Source organism: Streptomyces sp. NPDC059455, assembly GCF_042750115.1.
In the GTDB taxonomy this organism is placed as follows: Bacteria; Actinomycetota; Actinomycetes; order Streptomycetales; family Streptomycetaceae; genus Streptomyces; species Streptomyces endocoffeicus.
This window is the reverse complement of sequence record NZ_JBHYVB010000061.1, coordinates 1-17,037: the sequence shown is the minus strand read 5'-3', so window position 1 is coordinate 17,037 and position 17,037 is coordinate 1. Positions and strand designations below refer to the sequence as shown.

Annotated in this window: 18 protein-coding genes and 1 rRNA gene; 17 read left to right on the top strand and 2 right to left on the bottom strand. The window is 70.8% G+C overall.

Annotation, left to right across the window (positions count from 1 at the left end; translation table 11 throughout):
• Positions 1-136: 136 nt before the first annotated feature.
• The 16 genes from ACFXB5_RS22525 (at position 137) to ACFXB5_RS22450 (ending at position 13,994) form a co-directional block, all read left to right on the top strand.
• On the top strand, positions 137-436 hold the full coding sequence (locus ACFXB5_RS22525; protein WP_385210670.1) for a hypothetical protein: 300 nt from the start codon (positions 137-139) through the stop codon (positions 434-436).
• Complete coding sequence (locus ACFXB5_RS22520; protein WP_385210667.1) at positions 433-807, top strand: hypothetical protein; 375 nt, start codon at positions 433-435, stop codon at positions 805-807. Before ACFXB5_RS22525 ends, ACFXB5_RS22520 begins: the two co-directional genes overlap by 4 nt.
• The gene (locus tag ACFXB5_RS22515; RefSeq protein ID WP_385210664.1) at positions 804-1,469 is read left to right on the top strand and encodes a GGDEF domain-containing protein; all 666 of its coding nucleotides are present in this window, start codon (positions 804-806) and stop codon (positions 1,467-1,469) included. Before ACFXB5_RS22520 ends, ACFXB5_RS22515 begins: the two co-directional genes overlap by 4 nt.
• Positions 1,466-3,070 (top strand): hypothetical protein, encoded by a 1,605-nt coding sequence (locus tag ACFXB5_RS22510; protein ID WP_385210663.1) that lies wholly within the window; start codon positions 1,466-1,468, stop codon positions 3,068-3,070. Before ACFXB5_RS22515 ends, ACFXB5_RS22510 begins: the two co-directional genes overlap by 4 nt.
• Entirely contained in the window at positions 3,067-3,402 is a 336-nt protein-coding gene (locus tag ACFXB5_RS22505) for an RRQRL motif-containing zinc-binding protein (protein WP_385210660.1), read from the top strand. The genes ACFXB5_RS22510 and ACFXB5_RS22505 overlap by 4 nt, the downstream gene beginning before the upstream one ends.
• Positions 3,403-3,452: 50 nt before the next feature.
• Positions 3,453-3,746: a hypothetical protein gene (locus ACFXB5_RS22500; RefSeq protein ID WP_385210658.1), complete on the top strand. Its 294-nt coding sequence runs from the start codon at positions 3,453-3,455 to the stop codon at positions 3,744-3,746.
• Between the two features lie 43 nt (positions 3,747-3,789).
• Positions 3,790-3,993, top strand: coding sequence for a hypothetical protein (locus tag ACFXB5_RS22495; protein WP_385210655.1), 204 nt, complete (start codon positions 3,790-3,792; stop codon positions 3,991-3,993).
• A gap of 75 nt (positions 3,994-4,068) precedes the next feature.
• On the top strand, positions 4,069-5,781 hold the full coding sequence (locus tag ACFXB5_RS22490; RefSeq protein WP_385210653.1) for a hypothetical protein: 1,713 nt from the start codon (positions 4,069-4,071) through the stop codon (positions 5,779-5,781).
• A 79-nt stretch (positions 5,782-5,860) separates the two neighbouring features.
• The gene (locus ACFXB5_RS22485; protein WP_385210652.1) at positions 5,861-8,206 is read left to right on the top strand and encodes a hypothetical protein; all 2,346 of its coding nucleotides are present in this window, start codon (positions 5,861-5,863) and stop codon (positions 8,204-8,206) included.
• A 238-nt stretch (positions 8,207-8,444) separates the two neighbouring features.
• Positions 8,445-8,636 carry a hypothetical protein gene (locus ACFXB5_RS22480; protein ID WP_206332822.1) on the top strand — a complete coding sequence of 64 codons (192 nt, stop codon included), beginning with the start codon at positions 8,445-8,447 and terminating at the stop codon, positions 8,634-8,636.
• A 44-nt stretch (positions 8,637-8,680) separates the two neighbouring features.
• On the top strand, positions 8,681-9,004 hold the full coding sequence (locus ACFXB5_RS22475) for a hypothetical protein (protein ID WP_385210650.1): 324 nt from the start codon (positions 8,681-8,683) through the stop codon (positions 9,002-9,004).
• A 14-nt stretch (positions 9,005-9,018) separates the two neighbouring features.
• A complete protein-coding gene (locus ACFXB5_RS22470) occupies positions 9,019-9,501 on the top strand; it encodes an AAA family ATPase (protein ID WP_385210648.1) in 483 nt (160 codons plus the stop codon).
• Between the two features lie 86 nt (positions 9,502-9,587).
• The gene (locus tag ACFXB5_RS22465; protein ID WP_385210646.1) at positions 9,588-10,496 is read left to right on the top strand and encodes a bifunctional DNA primase/polymerase; all 909 of its coding nucleotides are present in this window, start codon (positions 9,588-9,590) and stop codon (positions 10,494-10,496) included.
• A gap of 200 nt (positions 10,497-10,696) precedes the next feature.
• On the top strand, positions 10,697-12,238 hold the full coding sequence (locus ACFXB5_RS22460) for a YfjI family protein (RefSeq protein WP_385210643.1): 1,542 nt from the start codon (positions 10,697-10,699) through the stop codon (positions 12,236-12,238).
• Positions 12,239-12,576: 338 nt separating this feature from the next.
• Entirely contained in the window at positions 12,577-12,789 is a 213-nt protein-coding gene (locus tag ACFXB5_RS22455; RefSeq protein WP_385210640.1) for a helix-turn-helix domain-containing protein, read from the top strand.
• Positions 12,789-13,994: a tyrosine-type recombinase/integrase gene (locus ACFXB5_RS22450; RefSeq protein ID WP_385210637.1), complete on the top strand. Its 1,206-nt coding sequence runs from the start codon at positions 12,789-12,791 to the stop codon at positions 13,992-13,994. Before ACFXB5_RS22455 ends, ACFXB5_RS22450 begins: the two co-directional genes overlap by 1 nt.
• A 68-nt stretch (positions 13,995-14,062) precedes the next feature.
• On the opposite strand, the gene mtnA is transcribed toward ACFXB5_RS22450, so the two are convergent.
• Positions 14,063-15,220 (bottom strand): S-methyl-5-thioribose-1-phosphate isomerase, encoded by a 1,158-nt coding sequence (mtnA, locus tag ACFXB5_RS22445; protein WP_385210635.1) that lies wholly within the window; start codon positions 15,218-15,220, stop codon positions 14,063-14,065.
• 149 nt (positions 15,221-15,369) lie between these two features.
• On the opposite strand from mtnA, the gene ACFXB5_RS22440 reads away from it, so the two are divergent.
• Entirely contained in the window at positions 15,370-16,635 is a 1,266-nt protein-coding gene (locus tag ACFXB5_RS22440) for a hypothetical protein (protein WP_385210634.1), read from the top strand.
• A 309-nt stretch (positions 16,636-16,944) separates the two neighbouring features.
• Here ACFXB5_RS22440 and rrf read toward each other — a convergent pair.
• A 5S ribosomal RNA gene (gene rrf / locus ACFXB5_RS22435) occupies positions 16,945-17,037 on the bottom strand; the annotation flags it as partial.

Sequence of the window (17,037 nt, the reverse complement as noted above, 5' to 3'; positions counted from 1 at the left end):
CGCTCCCGCGTTCGGGGCCGTGTTAACCCCCACTCCCCCCAGGTGCGGCCGGCCCCGGGGGGCGCGCCACTGCGCCAAACCTCCGCCGCGCGCCCCGGCCCCCTCCCTGCCCATCCGACGACTTCGGAGCTTCACCATGAAGAGCTTCATCGGCCGCCACGAGGTGGCCACCGACGCCGATTACCTTGAACTCGCCCTCGGTACCCCGCTCGAGCTGTGGCTCGGCGAGGAGGGAGAGAGCGCCGAGGAGCGCGCGGCCCGTCTCGACGCGGCCCGTGACATCCTCGCCGACGACCCCGAGCTGATCGACAGCGTCAGCCGGATCGCCGCCGAGGCCATCGAGACCCATGCCCCGGTGCTGTTCCACAGCCTCAGCCGCCTCCCCCGCCCGGCCCGCAGCACGGGCCGGACCGCGCCGAAGGCGGTAGCCGCATGAGCACGACCAACACCACCGCCGATCAGTCGCTGCTGGACATGATCGCCGCTGACGAGCAGACCCTGCTCCGTACCGGCCAGGCGGCCCGGGAACTCCTGGCCCGCCACGCCGACCTTCCGCTGAAGGGGGCGCGCCTGCGGTTCGACAGCGAGATCCGCCTGAACCCGCACACCGCCGACGGCGTGCGCGCCTGGGCCGAGCGGCTGGGCGCCGAGACCACCACGAACACCAGCGACCCCGGATACGGGCCCGTGTTCCGCCACACCAACGCCGAAGTCACCATCGACGGGATCTTGGTGCGGGTGTGGCACTGCCACATCCTGGATGACGCCGAGGCCGCCGCCTGGCGGGAGGACAGGGGCCGGTCATGAGCCACACCCTCACCGCCCTGTCCGCCGCCGCCCCTTTGGCCGCCGGGTGGACCGTTCACGGGCTGTGGCAGCACCGCCTGATCGACCGCGCCGAGCGGGATGCCCTGACCGGTCTGCCGCGCCGGGCCGCGTTCGAGAAGACCGCCGCCCGAATCTTGCGCAGGCCCCGGCGGGATGTCGTGGCGGTGCTGGTCATCGACCTGGATGGCTTCAAGCAGGTCAATGACGTCCACGGGCACGCGGCTGGTGACACCGCGATCCGCGAGACCGGCCGGCGCCTGGCCCAGTGGGCCGAGCCCCTGGGCACCGTGGCCCGGCTGGGTGGGGACGAGTTCGCCGCCGTCATCCGCTGCCCCGACCCCCACATCTTGCGTGGAGAGCTGACCCACCTGCACCAGTGGCTGTGCTCCCCGGTCATCAGCGAGGGGCTGCCGCTGTCCCTGGGCGCCTCCATCGGCGCCTACCTCCACACTCCCGGCCCCGGCCCTGCTGTCGATCTGTCGGCGGCGATGCGGGTGGCGGATGAGGTGATGTACGGGGTCAAGCAGACCGGCGGCGGCTGGTCCATCACCCACACCCTCACCCCCGCCTACCGGACCGTCAACGGCCGCCGCGACGGCCGCCGGGGCACCGACCTCGACACCGGGGGAGGCATCCAATGACCTCCTGGCTGTTCGAGCTGTTCCCGGCCGCTCCCGGCTGGCTGTCCTGGGCCGCTCCGCTGGCCGCCGCCGTCCTGGTGCTCGCGCTCGCGGCGTGGGCGGTGGGACGGCTGCGGAAGTCGGCGTGGCTGTCCGGCATCGGCCCCCAGGCCGTCGTCGCCCTCGGCGGCGTCGCCGTCTCCGTCCACGGCCTGTGGGGCTTCGCCACCGGCACCGCAGGACTGCCCGAGGTGCTGGCAGTGGCGTTCATCGCCGTGTTCGACGCGGCCGAGATGACGCTGCTGGTCATGATGTACCGGGCGGCCGACCCTCAGGTGGGGTGGACGCCGGAGCTGCGGCTGATGCACCGCACCGCCTGGCTGCTGGTGTCCTTCTCCGCCGCGATGAACGCCGTCCACGCCCCGAACTGGTGGGCCCGCCCGGTCCTGGCCGCCATCCCCGGCCTGGCCGCATGGCTGATCGAACTGCAACTGCGCAGCAAGCTCCACCACGAGCGCCCCGACGAGGACGAGACGGGCGGGCGGCCGGGCCCGGTCCGGCTGGTGGTGCTGCTGTGGCAGCACGCATGGGCCGGGCTCTTCGCGCTGCTGGGCCTGGACGCCCGCACCTCCTCCTCCACCGTCGCCCGTGCCGCGCTGGCCCAGCGGGCCGCACACCGCGTCTACCGGCTCCGCCTGGCCCTGGAAACCGGGCCGATCAGGGGGAGCTCCCGGCGGGCGCAGCGCCGGTTGCGGCGGCTGCGTCGCCGGGCGCAGAAGGCGCTGGATCGTGCCGATGTCGCCACCGACACCGGCCAGTCGCTGGCCCTGGTGCGCCGTCTGGCCGCGCTCACCCGCGCGGATGAGGTGGCTCGCCTGAACTATGCGGACGCCCCGGCGGTGCTGGCGCTGATCGAGGGCCTGGCGGTCACCCCGGCTGCGGAGCGGTTGGAGTCCTCGCGCGCGGATGCCGCGCGGCAGGAAGCCGAAGCCGCGCGGGAGCGCGCGGAAGAGGCCCTGCGTACCGCGCAACGCGACCTCGAATCGGCCCGTGAAGAGCACGCCGCACTCCTTGAGCAGCGGCAGGGCGTGGATGGTGAGGTGGAGGCTGCGCGGCAGCGCGCGGAAGACGCGCGGCAGGCCGAGCACGCCGCGCGGAAGCGCGCGGATGACCTGATCACTGCCGCGCAGCAGCAAGCCGACCACATCCGCACCACCGTCGAAGACGAGCAGCAGCGGCTGGAGCGACTGACCGTCAAAACCGACGCCCTTCAGCGGACCCACGACCAAGCGCGCACCGCGTTGCAGCAGGTCACGGACCAGATCGAGGAAGCCACCGCGCTGCGGGAGCGGCTGCTGGGGGACGTCGCCGAGCACGCCAGCGGCGACCCGGACCCGGTGTTCAAGTCCGAGGCCAAGCAAGCCGGATGGCAGCTCTACCAAGCCAAGGTCACCACCAGCAACGGGGCCGAGCCGAGCGCCGCGGAACTGGCCGAGCGGTGCTCGGTGGATCCGGGGAACGCGCGGAACTGGCTGCGTGACTTCCGTGCCGCGCGCGCCGCGCAGCTCACCGCGCACCAGCCGCGCGCCCTGACCGGTGTCAACGGCACCGACCGCTCATGACCGCCCTGCCGGTCTACCGGTGGCATCTGGCGCCGGACGGACTGGCCACGCGCCGACAGCTGCGCGCGATGAACCTGCGCCCCGGCGGCCAGGACGTCGTCGCCGAGCTCCAGCGGCCCCGCCGTAAGCGCGAGCCGCTGGTCGCGTACCTGTACCGCATCGACCAGGCCAAGCCCGTCCGGCCCATGACCCCGGCGAAGTGGGCAGCGCTGGCCAAGGCGAACACCGCCCGCCGCACCTGCCCCACCTGCCGACGCGATGCCGGATACGTCATCCCGCCCTCGGTCGGGGCGTGCGCGACCTGCGCCTATCCGCTCGGTCTCGCTGCCTGACCCGCAGCACCCGATTCCCCACACTCTGTTCATGCCTTTTGGAGGCATTCGTGAAGCAGCGTCTTTTCCCCCTGCTCGCCGAGGTCGTCGCCGCAGCGATGGCTGGCTACCTGGGGTATCACCTCAGCACCTACGACGTGCCGCTGGCCCTCGTTGTGGCCTGCGCGCTGGCGTTGTACATCGCCTTCCGCGACACCCTGCACCAGCTCGCCCAGGCGCCTCACACGGTCACGCACCGCTGCACGGTTCCCGGCTGCGCGTTCACCGTCCGGCTGACCTGCGCTGACGCGGTCGAGAACCGGCGGTGGCAGGAGATCGCCGCTGCCCACCCCAGCCACACCTGACCCCGCCTTTCCCAACAGCCCTGATGACAGGAAGGACCCCGCGGTGATTGCTCGGCTGTTCTCCGGCCGTACCTCCGTCCGTGAGCTGAAGCGCCTGCAACCGGACGAGCTGGCCGCCCAGGCGTACGACCACATCCAGAACGCACAGATCGCCCACCAGAGCCACGACCCCGCCACGTTGACCGCCGAAACGCAGCTGGCCACCGCGCTCCTGGCCCTGGCGGCCTACCTCAACGACTCCAAGTGACGCACGGGCGGCCCTGGCTCGCTGTCCCGGCCCGGCCGGGGCCGCCCTCCTTGCTCCTGGGAAGGAGTGTGACCAGTGTCCGACACCATCCTGACCGCCGACGAGACCGCGACCGATGACGAAGAGATCCCCGACGCACCACCCGCACCCGACCACGCCCCGGCAGCCGAGCCGGAGGTTCCGGGTGGTGGGCTGGCGCATACGCCGGGCGGCCTTCCTGCTCTTCCGCTGACCGTCATCGGCGCCAACAGCACCGTCGCCGCCGTATCCGCCTCCGTCCTGACCGCCGGAGCCCCCATCACGGGTCTGGCGGCCGCCGGCATCGCCGCGACCGCGGCCGGTGCCGCAGCACTGCGCCGCCGGTCAACGGCCAAGCAGAGCACCAGCGGTACCCACGGGGGCAGGCGCCACGGAGGCGGGAACACCGGCCCCCGCGCCGGTCGTACTGGCTTCGGATCGAGCGGCCGCCGTGCCCGGCACGGCTCCAGTGCGGGCCATGGCGGTACTGGCCGAGCCGGAGGCAGCCCCCGAGGCCGAGGCAACGGCGCCCACGCGGCTCCGGGCAGTGCGGGGCGAAGCGGGGCTCGGTCGCTGCGCGCATCAGGTCAGGCGGCCAAGGTCCGGGCGGCCGAGGCTGGCCGCAGCCCCAGGGGCGTCAAGGGCGCGTTCGGCGCGGTGAAGGCGGCCCGTGCGGACCGTCAGGCGGTCGCCCCCACGCGTGCTGAGCGGCGCCGTCAGGACACCGCTGACCGGCGGAACCTCAGCGACGCCCGGCGCGCGGCCAAGGCCGCCCGGAAGGCCGAGAAGCGGGCAACCAGGCGCAAAGGCTCCCGTGACCGGGGGCCGGGAGGCAAGGGGTTGGGCTTGTCCAAGTCCCCGAGGTCCAAGGCGGCCGGTGGCCGCGGCCCACGTACCAGGGGCGGGGGCATCAGGGGCCTGGTGGGTTCGGCTCGGGAGCGGATGCGGCAGGCCATGCGCCGGATGCGCTCACGCGTCCGCGCGGCCAAGGATGAGCGCACCGCGCGGCGGCTAGCCGGGATGCGGGAGCTGCGGAAGCGGGCGTGGGCGCGGTTGCGGTTGTGGCGGCGGCTGACCGCCTCCGCGCTGCGCTGCTACGGCCGCAAAGTGCTGGCTGCCGCGATCAGCGTGCCGTTCTTCGCCCTCGGGATGATCACCCACCCGATCGGGGTCCGGCTCGGCTGGCGCTGGCTGATGTGGCCCGGCCAGCGCGTGTACGCCCGATTGGCCGCAGCGGCGCGGCGGGCCCGGGAAGACCGCGACATCACCATCCGCGCCGAGCACAAGACCACGCTCGACAACGCCGCCGCCGAGGAGGACGAGGAGCCGATCGGCTCCAGGGTCCGGCGCGCTCCCCGCAGCCACCACGCCTACGCAGGCACCAGCACAGGAGGTTCCACCACCATGTCCACCACCGCCGGGCCCGGCTTCCTGTTCAACGAGTCGGCATCCGAGATGGAAGCCGCGGCGAAGAACTACGACCCCGACGGCATGATGCACGTCCACGACACCATCAAGGGCTTCCCCGAAGCCCTGGCGAGCGTGGCGAACACCTTCGCGATCCTCGCCCAGAAGTCGGACGAGGAATTCCCGCTGGAGCCGGAAGTCGGCACCTCGCTCGACGCGATCTACCAGGCGCTGCAACTGGCCATCGATGAGGCCGAGGACGCGTTCACGACCTTCCGCGTGGTCCACGAGCAGGACATCCGGCGCCACGAGGAGCCCCGCAACAACGCCGAAGAGGGCTGGGACACCACCAATAACCAGTAGAGCCCTCGCCGCTACTCCGCACGGGCCCGCACACCAACCGGTGTGCGGGCCCGACCCATTTCCCCGTCTGGAGCCGGACATGACGACGCAGGAAACGATGAGCCGAGAACCCCGCAGCCCGAAGAAACTCAACCTCACCAGCACCAAGAAGACCAAGACCCCGGGCGCCAGCAGCACGCTGCCGCCGCTGGACTGGGCCCGCAGCCACGGCCCCATCACTGGCGCCCTGTCCGCGACCACTGGTGCGGCGGCGGCCGCGCTGCTGGGCACCGCGACCGGGATGCCCGAGGGCTGGCCGCTGCTGATCGGCGCCGCCGGAGCCGTGGGCCACGGCATCGGCCACAGCGTCCGCCGCAAACTCACCCTCCGCACCGCCGTCGCCCGCGCCGCATCCTGGCTGGTGGCAGGCGGCTGGACCACCTGGGCCATGGCCCACGGGCCACTGTCGTGGGCGGCAGCCGGATCGCTGACCGCCCTCGGGGTGGGCATCGGGGCGGCCGCCTCCCACACCGCCGCCTGGGAAGAAGCCGCCGAAGAGGAGCGATTCACCGCCGAGGCACGGGCCGCCGCCGCTGAGATGGACGGCCGCCGCCGCACGATCGCCGCTGAGTGGCAGGACCGCGTCCGCCGGGTCTGCATGGCGGACGTGAAGGTCGTCGCGGTGGAGTTCTGGGAGACCGGCGCCGGATTCTCCGTCGAGGCCGAGCTGCCCGGCGGCGGGGTGACCTGGGACCGCATCAGCTCCCGCTCCCGCGCTCTCGCTGCTGACGCCCGCCTGCCGCTGGGCTGCACCGTCCACGTCGAGGAAGGCGCCGCACAAGGGCTGGTCGTCTTCGACGTGATGACCAAGAACATCATGCGGGAGGAGAGGCTCTACCCCGAGGACTACAGCCCTCTGTCGATCCTCACTGGGATCCCCTGGTGCCTGCGCCCGAACGGGGAGGAAATCCGGGTCTTCCTGAGGGAGGCGTGCGCGCTGCTGCTCGGTCCGCCCGGATCGGGCAAGTCCACGTTCATGGACGTCATCCTCGCCGGATTCGCCCGCTGCACCGACGTCCTCACCTGGGTCATCGACCTCAAACAGGGCGCCATCGGCATCCCCTGGGTCACCCCCTGGCTGGAGGCACAAGGGCTCATCGAGCCCGACGACCCGGACAACCCCGCCCCGGCGGGTACCCGGCCGGGGGTGGACTGGCTCGCGGCCACGCCGAAGGAAGCGATCCGGATGCTCAAGGCCGCGCTGCGCATCAACAAGGCGCGTCAGCTGCGGTATCAGAAGCTGATGCGGCAGCAGGACACCACCCTGCTGCCCATCTCGCCCGAGCTGCCGCAGATCGAGATCGTCATCGATGAGGGTGCCGAGGCCCTGGCGCACGCCAACAACCGGCGCGAGCCGGAAAAGCGGGAGCTGGCCGAACTCATCAAGGAAGTCATGCGCACCACCCGCGCCATGGGCATCCGGAAGGTCCTCACCGCCGTGGACGGCAACCTCAACACGATCGGCGACACCGTGGTCAAGCGGTTCTCCCCGCTGTCCCTCGCGCTGACCTCCGGCGAGAACTCCGGCCACAACGTCGGCAAGCTCTTCCCCAAGGTGCGCATCGACAGCAACCAGCTCAACGAGAAGGGCGCCGGCATCATCGGCGACAGCGGCGCCAACGGCTTCGCACCCACCGAGTTCAAGGGCTGGAAATCCCTCCCGTCCATGGTGCGCCGCGTGGTCCTCGCCACCAACGACCGCCGCCCCACCCTGGATCAGGTCTCGGTCGAGGCAGCAGGTGACGACTACTGCGAGCGGTGGAGCCCGGCGCGGGCAGGCTGGCTCGCCATGGCGGCCGAGGCGGTCAGGAACGGCGAGCCCGGCGACGACCAGGCGCCCGGCGCGGCCGGTACGGCGACCGCCGTGCTAGACAAGCCCGAACCGCCCGCAGCCGGTGACGACAGCGAGCGGCGGCACCGGTCGCTGAATCTGTCCTACCAGCGTCGGGCCGAGGATGACCCGGATGAGCTCGCTGCCCGGTTCCTCGCCGAGATCGATCAGACCTACGGCACCACCGAGGAACCCGACCGCACCCGCCGCACCGACCGCGAGCGGCCCCGCGGCCTCAACCTCTCCTACAGCCGCACCGAACCCCAGGAAACCAGCGACACCCCCGATGGCGGGTCCGAGCGGGTACCGCCGCTGCTCCAGCGCGCGTACGACGCGGTGACGGCCGCTGGCGGGCGCATGCACACCGCCGACCTTGCCGAGGAACTCGGCCTCGGCGCCACCGAGCTGGGCACCGAGCTGGGCCGCATTCTGCGCGCGGTCGGTGTCGAGCGGCCCGGCAAGGGCACCGTGCGCGTCGGCAAGAGCGAGCCGCGCACGGGCTACCTCGCCGAGACTCTCGCCGAAGCCATCCGCCGCTACCGCGACGCACGGTAACCGGTACCCCTCCCACACACCGCCTCCCACACCCCCCACAACGGCCCCCACAGGCCCTGTGGGGGTCCCACACCCTGTGGGGGCCTGTGACCTGCATGTGGGGGCGGTGGGAGTCCCACACAGCCACCCACGAATCCGCCCCTCAGACGGATTCAGGCGGCTTCAACCCCCTTCCACAGCAACCGTGGGACCCCCACACCCGCACAACCTCACTCGTCACGTTCAGTAAGGAGCTGCCGTGATCGTCTCCATGTCCACCGTCCTCCTCCTCGGAGCACTCCTGGGCCTCATGCTCCGCAACCGCGCCCTCGGCGCTGGCGGTGCCACCATCGCCGCGCTCTTCGGTTTCTGCCTCGCCTCGACCGGCGCCGCCCCCACGATCAACGACGCCTTGCAGTCCCTCGCGGAGTCCCTGGGCCGCATCGGCTGACACGCCCCCGACCACCCGCGCACCAACCGGCCCCGGAGGCAGCTATGGAACCGCCTGACCCGCACCACACCATCCCCGGGCACATCGCCCCACACATCCCCGCCGACGTCTACCAGCGCGCACAGGCCACCGGACAGCCGGTCGTCATCGTCGTCAACGACACCAACCCCACCGGCTTCCCCTGGCAGCGCGTCCTGATCCCGTTCGCCATCGCTGGCGCGGTCGTCGCCGGGGGCTGGGGACTGGCCGCCGCCCTGTGCTGGCTGATGGACGTCGCCACCCACACCGCAACCGCCATCGCCGGAGCCACCGCCGGACCCCTCGGAGTCGGCGGCATCACCCTCAAGCTCTTCCACTCCAAGAAGTGAGGAAAGCCCACCACGTGGAAGCTCCGTACGCCCCGGGAAGTCTCATCGTCCTGGTCGGCCCGCCTGGAGCGGGCAAGTCCACCTACGCCCGCCGTCACTTCCCGACCGGTCGTCTGTGCCTGGACAACTTCCGGGAGATGGCGACCGACGACGCCGCCGACCAGTCCGCCACACCCACAGCAGCCCAGATCCAAAACCTCCTGCTGGAGGCCCGGCTCGCACGCGGCCTGACCACCGTCGTGGACAGCACCAACGTGCTGCCCCACGTCCGCGCCGGGCTCCTCGCCCGCGCCCGCTACTACCAGCGCCCCGCCGTAGCCATCCTCTTCGAACTGCCGCTGGCCATCTGCCAGGCACGCAACACCACCCGCACCCGCCAGGTCCCGCAGAACGTGGTGCACGAGCTGCACCAGATGACCCCCACAGCCCAGCAGTTGACCGCCGAAGGCTTCACCGCCATACGCACCGTCGGCCCCCACGCCCCCGCACGACTTTGACGCCCGGGGCGGCGGCCTCCGACCAAGGACAGCCCGCCGCCCCGGCTTCCCCTGCCCATCCACAACGGAACAGGAGAACCCCAAGCATGGCCCAACCCACCCTCATCCGGCGAGACCACCCCACCCACGACCACCTACGAACCGCGCTCGAACTGGCCAAGACCGGTGTACCGGTGCTGCCGCTCCGCCAGGGCAAAGTGCCGTTCGGGAACTGCCGCACCTGCGCAGGCCGCCCACCCGCCTGCGGCGGACGGCCCAACATGAAGACCGCGGGCCCGTGCCAGTGCCCCGCCGTCTGCCACGGCTGGGCAGCCGCCACGACCGACCCCACCGTGATCACCTCCCACGCATGGGTCCTGGCCTGGCGGCTGGCCGTGGCCGTCGCCTACCACCCCGCTGGCGCCGAGTTGACCGTCGTGGACCTCGACAACGCACGCGCGGTCGAATGGGCGCGGAAGGCCCTCCCCGCCACCAGGACCGTGCCGACCACGCGCGGTGAGCACTGGGTCTACCGAGGAGCGATGCGCTCGGCCAACCAGGTCCGGCCCGGTGTGGACATCAAGTCGCGCATGGCCTACGCCCGCTGGCTCGGCCCCGGCACCGGCACCATGACCGACCTGCCATCTGCCGTCCGCGCCCTGGTGGAGAGGGAAGAGACCACCCCCGCGCGGGCGGCCGTGGTCTCTTCGTCCCCGGCCCGCGCCGAGTGGGACCGGACCGTGGCCACCGGGTGCCGGCACACCGAGCGCTATGTCCGCACCGGCTTGGCCCGGGGCCTGGCCATGGTGCGCTCCCGCCCCGAGTCGGGCGCCGGATCCCAGGCATTCGGGGTGGCCCGCTTCCTGGGAGCCCAGCACACCCAGTGCCCCGGACCGTGCGGACTGGACGTCATCGGACGGCAGATCATCGCTACGGCCGTCGCAGTCGGCGTCCCCGAGGCGTACGCGGAGCGAGCCGTCACCAACGGGCTCAACGGCGTGGGGGCGGCCGAATGACCTCCCGCCCCCGAAACGCCGAAAAGCTGCCTCAGGACGCCGTACAAGCCCCGCCCAAAGCGGCCACAGGCGCCTCGACAGGCGCCGCCCGTCAGGGCGTCCGCTCCGCTCTTAACTCTGGCCCGCAGAAGACCACAGCGACCGGCAGCCCGCCGGGCCCACACAGCAACCACCAGCACCGTGGAAAGGAGGAACGCCGCATGCCGACACCGGAGACCGATCTGTGGGCAGGCTTCGATGCCCTGACAGCCCAGGACGTCACCGGGCCCGTGTGGGACGAACCGGTGCCCCTGACCGTGCGCCGGGAACTCCCGGCGTTCCCCCTCGGGACCCTGCCCCCATGGCTACGTGACTACGTGGCCGCCGTCGCGGAGGAGACCCAGACCCCCGCCGACATGGCGGGCTCTCTCGCGCTCGCAGTGCTGGCCAGCGCTGCGGGCGGCCGGACCGTCGTCCACATCCGGGGCCGCTGGCGCGAGCCGACCAACCTCTTCGTGGTCGTCGCCCTGCCTCCGGCCAACCGCAAGAGCGCGGTGTTCTCCCTGATGACAGAGCCCCTCTACATCGCCGAGAAGACCATGGTCACCGAATCGGCCTCCCGGATCGTGGAAGCGGAACTGACCGCACGCCTGGCCAAAGAAGCCGCGGACCACGCCGCCGCCAAGGCCGCCCGTGCCGAGAGCGGCAAGCGGGATGAACTGGTAGCCGAGGCCATCGGGCTGGCCCAGGTCGCCGAATCTCTCACCGTGCCGGCAGTGCCCCGGCTGCTCGCCGACGACGCCACCCCCGAGGTCATCGCCAGCCTGCTGGCCGAGCAGGGCGGACGCCTGGCCGTGATGTCGGCCGAAGGCGGCATCTTCGACATCATCGCCGGACGCTACTCCGGCACACCGAACATGGAAGTCTTCCTCAAAGGCCAGGCAGGGGACCGGCTCCGGGTGGACCGGCGCGGCCGGGAAGAGTTCATCGAGTCCCCGGCCCTGACCATGGGCCTGGCCGTACAGCCCTCGGTGCTCAAGGACATCGGGAAGATCAAAGGCTTCGACGAACGAGGACTCCTGGCCCGCTTCCTCTATGCCCTGCCCCAATCCCTGGTCGGACGACGGAAGATCCTGCCCGACCCCATCCCCGACGCGGTAGCCGAGACCTACGAGCGCAACATCACCGCGCTCGCCCTCGCCCTCGCGGACTGGACCGACCCCGCCGTCCTCCAGCTCTCCCCGGGCGCCCACGATGCGCTCGTCGCGTTCGAGGAGCGGCAGGAACCGCGGCTGGAAGAAAAGCGCGGCGACCTGGGGCACGTCTCGAAATGGGCGGGCAAGCTCGCGGGCACCACCGCCCGTCTGGCCGGACTCCTCCACCTCGCCACCCACCTCAAAGACGGCCACACCAAGCCCATCGACGCCGACACCCTCCATGCCGCCGTCCAGCTCACCGACTACTTCACCGACCACGCCCTGAGCGTCTTCGACCTCATGGGCGCCGACGACACCGCCAACCGCGCCCGGACCATCCTGGACACGCTGCGCACCCACCAGTGGGCCGAGGTCAGCAAGCGCGACCTCATGGTCAAACTCTCCCGCTCCGAGTTCCCCACCGCCGCCGACCTCGACACGCCCCTCGAGCTCCTCGAAGACCACGGCTACATCCGGCGGCAGGCCATCCAACGCACCGGAGGACGCGGCCGACCACCCTCCCCGCGCTACCTCACCCACCCCCAGATCCACGAACCAACCATCTGACCAGCACCACAGAAACCACAGAATCACGAAAATACCCGCCCCGGCCTCCTGACCAGGGCAGACGATGCCCGGTGCGGCACACGGACCGCTGTCACACAAACCCACGGAAGTCCCCCACAAATACGGCCCAACCCCGGGCCGCTTATTTCTGTGGGACTTCCCGTCCTTTCTGTGACACCACCCTGCCCACCACATCACCGCAGGTCAGGGCATGCGAACCGGACTTCTGTGTATTACGTGGTTTCTGTGGCGCCTGCACAACCCAGGGCAGCGCCCTCCGGCCAAGGACAGCCCGCCGCCCTGCTACGCCCATCCCGACGCCCCACCAGGAGGACCCGGTGAGCGCCAGCAGCACGCCCACCCCCCTTGACCAGCCCGCCGCAGTCATGACCGTGCCCGAGGCCATGACGTTCCTACGGCTCGGACGAGACAAGATCTACGACCTCATTCGCTCAGGCGCATTGCCCAGTTACACCGAGGGGCGCGCCCGCCGCATCCCGGTCGAATCGGCCCGCGCGTATATCCAGAACAAGATCAAGGAGTCCGTCTGATGGCACGCCGCCGCCCCAACGGTGCAGGCACCATCACCAAGCGCAGTGACGGCCGGTATCAGGCCGCGGTCTACGTGCCGCAGCCTGACGGCACCACCAAGCGGAAGTTCGCGTACGGCAAGACCTACGACGAGTGCGATGAGAAGCGCCGGAAGCTGATCGAGCGGGCCCAGAACGGCGTTCCGACACCCACCAGGGACATGACCATGGGTGAGTGGTTCGAGTACTGGCTTACCTGCATCGTGAAGCCGAGCCTCTCGGACGGGAGCCATCGAACCTACGAGAGCGCGGTACGGCTCCACCTTGGCCCCCGGCTCGGTCGCAAGGGCATGCTCAAACTCGGGGTCAAGGAGCTGCGAGCCTCCATGACGAAGCTGGCCGAGGACAAGGGAGCCAAGACCGCCCGGCACGCTCACCGGGTCCTCAAGGCGTCACTCACGGCCGCCATGGTCGAAGACATCGGGCTGACTCGGAACGTCGCCAAGCTGGTGCAGGTGCGGGCATCCACCGACAGCGGGAAGAGCTGGGACGCGGTGAAGGTGCTTCGGTTCCTCGCCGAGGCGCGTCGACGGACGGTCTACTATCCGGCCCTGCTGCTGATCCCGCTTCTCGGGCTGCGTCGCGCTGAGATATGCGGGCTCCGCTGGGAGAACATCGACCTGGAGAAACGCGTGCTGTGGGTCGAGCAACAGCGACAGCGAACGAGCGCGGGCACGGTCGATGTGGAGACCAAGACCGAGACGTCCAAGGCGCCACTGCCCCTGCCCGCTCAGTGCATCGCGCCGCTCCGCTGGCAGCGCCTCCGGACTGCGTGGCTCCAGGAGCGGGCGCTGTCGAGTGGTCGGCCGTGGGTGGACGATCCCGACGGACATGTATTCGTCACCCGCACCGGCCAGCCGCTTCAAGCTGACTGCCTCTACCAGACCGTCCAGCGGGTCACGGCGAGCGCCGGGCTCGGGAAGATGAACCCGAAGGGGCTCAGGAAGTCCTGCGGCACGCTGCTGGTGCATCTCCGGGTACACCCGAGGATCGTCAAAGCCGTGCTGCGGCACAGCCGGATCTCCACCACCCTGGATATCTACGCCGAAGCGCTGGACCCGGACGTTATCGAGGCGATTGGACAGCTTGATCTGCTGCTGCGGCAGCCGGATCGCCTGGATCGGTTGCAGACGGTGACGGCCGAGGACGACGAACAGCCCGACTGATGTCAGCTGGAGATGTCACGGCCCCTCTGCTCGCGCATCAGCGCAGGTAGAGGGGCCAAAGTCGCGAGTCATCCCGACATCATCCCATTACCCGATCGTGACCTGGCCCACAGCTCGGCGATACCGTCCGCGGTGACCGGGGAAATCACGCCGCCCTCGGTGACGATCGCCGTCACCAACTCCGGTGGTGTGACGTCAAAGGCCGGATTGTGGGCCTGTGTGCCCAGCGGAGCGACCGGCACTCCGGTGCCCGCCTCCTGTCCGGCGATGGGGACATACGGAATTGTGATGTCTGTCACTTCATGTCCAGGACGTTGTTCGACCTCGATCGCGGCTCCGTCGGGAGTGCCCGGATCCACGGTGGTGGTCGGGGCGACCACCACGAACGGCACATGGTGGTAGCGGGCCAGCACCGCGAGCGGATAGCTGCCCACCTTGTTGGCCACCGAGCCGTCCGCGGCGATCCGGTCCGCGCCTATCAGCACCGCGTCCACCTCACCGGCCGCGAAGAGCGAGCCCGCCGCGTTGTCGGCGAGCAGCGTGTACGCCATTCCGGCACGCGCCGCCTCATACGCGGTCAACCGCGCCCCCTGGAGCAGGGGCCGGGTCTCGTCCACCCAGAGCCGCCGCAGCTGCCCCGCCCGGTGCACCGCCTTGACCACGGCGAGGGCGGTCCCCTCGCCTCCGGAGACCAGGGCGCCGGTGTTGCAGTGGGTGAGGATCCGATGACCCCCGGCAGGCAGCAGCTCTTCGAGGAGCGCCTGACCACGGGCCGCCATGCGCTCGCTGGCCTCGGCATCCTCCCGGTGCAGAACACGGGCCTCGGCGAGGGCCGCCGCGGCGGCCTGAGTGTCGTCCGCGTCGTCCCGGAGCGCGGCGTGATACGCGGCGACGGCACGGCGGACCCCATAGGCGAGGTTGACGGCCGTGGGGCGGGCATGGGCGAGCGATTCGGCGGCCTCGTCCACATCGAAGCCACGGGCCGCGGCGAGCGCGATTCCGTATGCCCCGGCAAGGCCGAGCAGCGGAGCGCCGCGCACGGCGAGGGAGCGGATCGCCTCCACCAGCGCCGGCACATCGGTGCACACCAGATCGACCTCTTCGGCGGGCAGCCGGGTCTGGTCGAGAAGTACCAGTACGGGCCCCTCCGGGGGCTCCTCCCAGCGCAGCGCCAGAGCGGTAGGAGGTATGGAGCCTTCCGGGGACACCGGATGCTGATCAGCCATCCGCCCAGTTTGCCTTGTGCGCCACCGACTATTGAAGTGCCGGACCGCCCCCAGTGACCGGTACGGGGTGGAACGCACCGTGGCACGATGGCTGACATCCGCCCGCCGCGGACGCCGCGGCCGGTCAACGAACAACCTACGGAGCGACGATGAATGACTCTCCGGGCTGGGCCCCGCCCGGATCGTCCCCTTCCGACGAACCGGACCACGGCGCTCAGCAGCAGCACGAGCCCGCCGACCAGCCCTCCCCGGAGCAGCGAGCATGGGGCGAACAGTGGGCCCGCCGCCAGCCGCCGCCCGGCCGCTGGGCCGCGTCGGGAAGCCGCACGCCACCGCCGGTACCGACCGCTCCCGGGCCGGGTGGCGGATGGGGCACCGGCCGGCGTCGGCCGCACGCTCCCCGCCCCGGTGTCATTCCGCTGCGGCCGCTGGGCGTCAGCGAGATCCTGGACGGTGCGGTGGCCATCATGCGCGCCCACTGGCGCACGGTCCTCGGTATCTCGCTGATCGTCTCGATCGTCACGCAAGGTCTGATCACGGCCGCCACGGGACTGTGGTTCAACGACGGCCGAGGGAACGAGAGCAAGGTCCTCGACGATCCGGACGCCACCGTCGGCCAAGCGCTGCGTGCCGTCGGCGACACACTCGGGGACAGCGGAGTCACCCTGCTGCTCGGCGTCCTCGGAACGATCGTCACGACCGCCCTGCTGACCGTGGTCACCGCACGGGCGGTCCTGGGCCGGAACATGTCCACACGGGAGGCCTGGGCCGGTGCCCGGCCGCACCTCCTTCAGCTGTGCGGGCTGCTCGTGCTGATCCCCACCATCGCCGCGGCCGTCATCGCCGCCGGTATGACACCGGGTCTGCTGCTGGCCGTGGCGGGCGTGCCGAGCGAGGGCGCCGCGCTGGCCTCTCTGGGCGGGCTCGCCGCGGCATGCGTCGCCGCCTGGCTCTGGGTCCGCTTCAGCCTCGCCGCTCCCGCGCTGATGCTGGAGAAGCAGGGGATCATCAAGGCCCTGCGGCGCTCCTTCAAGCTGGTGCGCGGCTCGTGGGGGCGGGTCTTCGGCATCCAACTGCTGGCCGTCGTCCTGGTCTTCATCGTCGGCGCCATCATCGAGATCCCCACCAGCCTGGTCGCCATGGTGATCGGCGGGGACAACTCCATGAACTGGCTGTCCGGCGAATCCGTCTCCGTCGGCTGGACCTTCCTGATCGTGGTCGGCGTCGGCGGAGTGATCAGCTCGACCATCACCTTCCCGATCAGCGCGGGTGTGACGGCCCTCCTCTACATGGACCAGCGCATCCGGCGCGAGGCCCTCGACCTCGAGCTCGCCCGCGCCGCGGGGATGCCCGGAGATTCGGCAGAAGGTCATGACGAGGACCAACCGACCGTCGGCTCCACGTCCTGGAACTGACGGCGTCACAACAGGCGGGGACGGGCGGGGCGTCACCCTACGCCCCCTCACCGCACAGCTCGTCATGCTCACAGGCCATCACCTCCCCCTCCGCCCGCTCGGCGCATACGTCCGCTGCCACTTGGGCCTCTTGACTGATCGTCAACGGACCACCTGACTGGCCCTCACTGACTACTCTGCGTGACCCTGGCCATGCCACGCCAGAGGGCTGATGCCTTTTCACTCGATCCGGTGGAACATCCGATCGAGTGGGAACGCAAAAATGCCTCGGTCCCGAGCACTATGTACTCGGGACCGAGGCTAAAATTTGTTCGGCGGCGTCCTACTCTCCCACAGGGTCCCCCCTGCAGTACCATCGGCGCTGAAAGGCTTAGCTTCCGGGTTCGGAATGTAACCGGGCGT